Source organism: uncultured Shewanella sp., from assembly GCF_947501665.1.
Lineage (GTDB): Bacteria > Pseudomonadota > Gammaproteobacteria > Enterobacterales > Shewanellaceae > Shewanella.
In genome coordinates, this window is record NZ_CANMWS010000064.1 from 1 (window position 1) to 2,518 (window position 2,518).

Consider the following 2,518-nt stretch of genomic DNA (forward strand, 5'->3'; position numbering starts at 1 on the left):
GGAAATAGTAAGGGGTTGTCCTAAAACCGTGAAGATTTGTCCCAATTGAGTTTTAATTATTACCTTTTACTCGGTTTGCTCTTTTTAAAAACGGATAGATTATTAACTATTCCACTTTACTATGTTTAATTATTCCACTATGCTATGTTTCATGATGTTATGGTTTAGTTTTACCATATAAAACAAAGAATTTAACAACTATTTGTAAAACTAATATCAAAGGATCATTGATATGTCAGAGAATGTTATAACTACAGCAAAGATGAATCAACTTCATAGTGATTTTTTTAAAAAATCACATAAGTTGGTGTTTTCACAGTTAAATCTATCTGCTATTGAGTATGACATTTTTGCTTTATTTCTAAGTAGGGTTAACAAGAGGGATTGGGAGTCTTATTTGAAAGGTGAAGCTGAATTTCCACAGTACTCATTTACAAATGAGGTGCTTTCGGAATGGTTTGACATAAATAAACGTGAATTATTTTCTATTTTAAAAAATCCTGCCGCGAGATTATCAAGTAAATTGATTGGGATTAAAGATGATGCAGATAAAAAGTTTATTTATAGACCTCTTTTTAAAGAGGTTTCATATCAAAAGGGGGTATTGACTGTTATACCTAATGATAGGTTAATTGACGAATATCTTTGTATTTCACCTGCTCATGCTCAAATTCCTCATAGAACATTTAGAGATTTAAAGCGGGTTAACTCAAAACCATTATATGGTTTATTATGCAGGTATAAAGATCCGAAATTAGCAGGTTTGCCCCCACAAACTCTTGATGATCTATACGCATCTTTTGGTTTATTAGATCAAACAGGAAAGTTGGCTAAAAAGACATTTGCAGTAACAGGAAATTTAATTAATAAAATCATAAAACCATCAATTAAAGAGATTGACGAAAAAGAACCTCTTATTTCTTTTCATATCGATGAAAAAACAGGGAATTATGGTTTTGGATATGAAAAAAAAGGTCGGAAAATTGTTGCGATTCGATTTCTTTTCTCTTGGTCAGTTCCTAAGAGTATTGCTAGAGAAGAGAGTGATGCAAGAAAAGAGCTTGAAAGCGAGGTTGAAGCAATTAGTTCTGCGAAGATGACATATGAGTTGGTAAATAATTTTGTTATTGGTGACGCAGGTAATCCTACAATGCAAGAACTGGGTTGTTTAATGACAAAAATGACTGAGCTTAAGGAGATTGGGTATACTTTTGAGAATGATTTTATGACTAATTTGACATTAGCATTAAGTGAAGCAAAATTAATTGCTTAGATATAATTCCCGATGAAGTAACAGTATGGTTTCAGTGGCATTTATATCTAAACATTGACAATTTTAAGTAATTAATCTTAATTATTCGAGTATTTATTTCTTAGTGATAATCGTCTCATACTTACTTTTTATATGATCTAACCCTTCTTTTTCAATTAGAGCTAAAATTGCATCTTCTAATATGCAATAATCAGTTGTGTCTAAAGCGATTCCTATTTCATCAAGTAACTCTTTAACTCCAGATCTTACTTTAAAATTCTTTTGGGTTGTGTAAGGTGATGCCTTGTTTTTTCTTCTATTTTTTATTGTTTTACTTGGCTCTCTACTGACAAAGCCAAGGTCTTCACTTACTTTTTTAATGTTCGATTTACTCACTTTATCTTCTTTTACTGTTTTATCTTTTGGTGTGAAATCTGATAAGTCCAATCCTGCTCTTTCTGTCATGCTTAACTCCTATGAGATTCTTTTATAATTTCAATTACTTCAGATGCAAAAGCTTCTGCATTTAATGCCGCTTTATCTATTCCTGAAACTTGTTTTTTATCTAGATTATTAACACTTCCACCGAAACTTCGTATCGCCCTGAATGCATCTCTATTAACTAATGTAGTTTCAAGCATAGGAACGCCAGCATTTGTAAATTCATTCATGATGTGGCTAAGGGTTCTTGGCCTAATTGCTGCTTGATTATTTGTGATTAAAATAGAAAAAGGGATATTTCTTTTAAAAGCTTTTTCTTGTTGTTTTATCAGTTTAATTGTTCTGACAGCTTCATCCGCATCATCTTGTGAGCCTTGGCAGGGAGTTAAAACCAAATCTGCTCTACTAATTGCAAAGCTGACAGCCATGCTCGCAGTACCTTCTAAATCAACAATCACAAATGATGTTTTTGTTTCTGAATCTTCAATATAATCAATAATATTATCTTCATTAGCATTGGCTAATAAGGTGATGTTTTCAGGTTTTCCTATTCTGTTAGCCCATTTTGCTGAGTGTTGGTTTGGATCGGCATCTATTAGTGTTACTGAGGCTCCATTTCTTGCTAACTCACAAGCTAAGACGATAGTTGCAGTTGTTTTACCTGCACCTCCTTTAGAGGTTGCTAAGACAATTGTAGGCATATGCTTCTCTTTTATTTGAACAGAATACTTATTGTGATAGATATCAAGATAGATATCAAGATAGATATCAAGATAGATATCAAGATAGATATCAAGATAGATATCAAGATAGATATCAAGATAG

The 2,518-nt window shown here is 32.1% G+C and carries 3 protein-coding genes; 1 reads left to right on the plus strand and 2 read right to left on the minus strand.

Annotated features, from left to right (window positions below; all coding sequences use genetic code 11):
* The first annotated feature begins 232 nt into the window (after positions 1-232).
* Positions 233-1,273 (plus strand): replication initiation protein, encoded by a 1,041-nt coding sequence (locus tag Q0976_RS23865; RefSeq protein WP_299497348.1) that lies wholly within the window; start codon positions 233-235, stop codon positions 1,271-1,273.
* Positions 1,274-1,366: 93 nt separating this feature from the next.
* Here Q0976_RS23865 and Q0976_RS23870 read toward each other — a convergent pair whose 3' ends face one another.
* Entirely contained in the window at positions 1,367-1,717 is a 351-nt protein-coding gene (locus Q0976_RS23870) for a hypothetical protein (RefSeq protein ID WP_299497350.1), read from the minus strand.
* Between the two features lie 2 nt (positions 1,718-1,719).
* Positions 1,720-2,518 (minus strand): ParA family protein (locus tag Q0976_RS23875; protein ID WP_299497352.1); only part of this gene is annotated, 799 nt, incomplete at its 5' end.

Excerpts from the sequence above, each read along its gene's own strand:
- Q0976_RS23865 (WP_299497348.1), top strand. The coding sequence starts at position 233 with ATGTCAGAGAATGTTATAACTACAGCAAAGATGAATCAACTTCATAGT.
- Q0976_RS23870 (WP_299497350.1), bottom strand. The coding sequence starts at position 1,717 with ATGACAGAAAGAGCAGGATTGGACTTATCAGATTTCACACCAAAAGAT.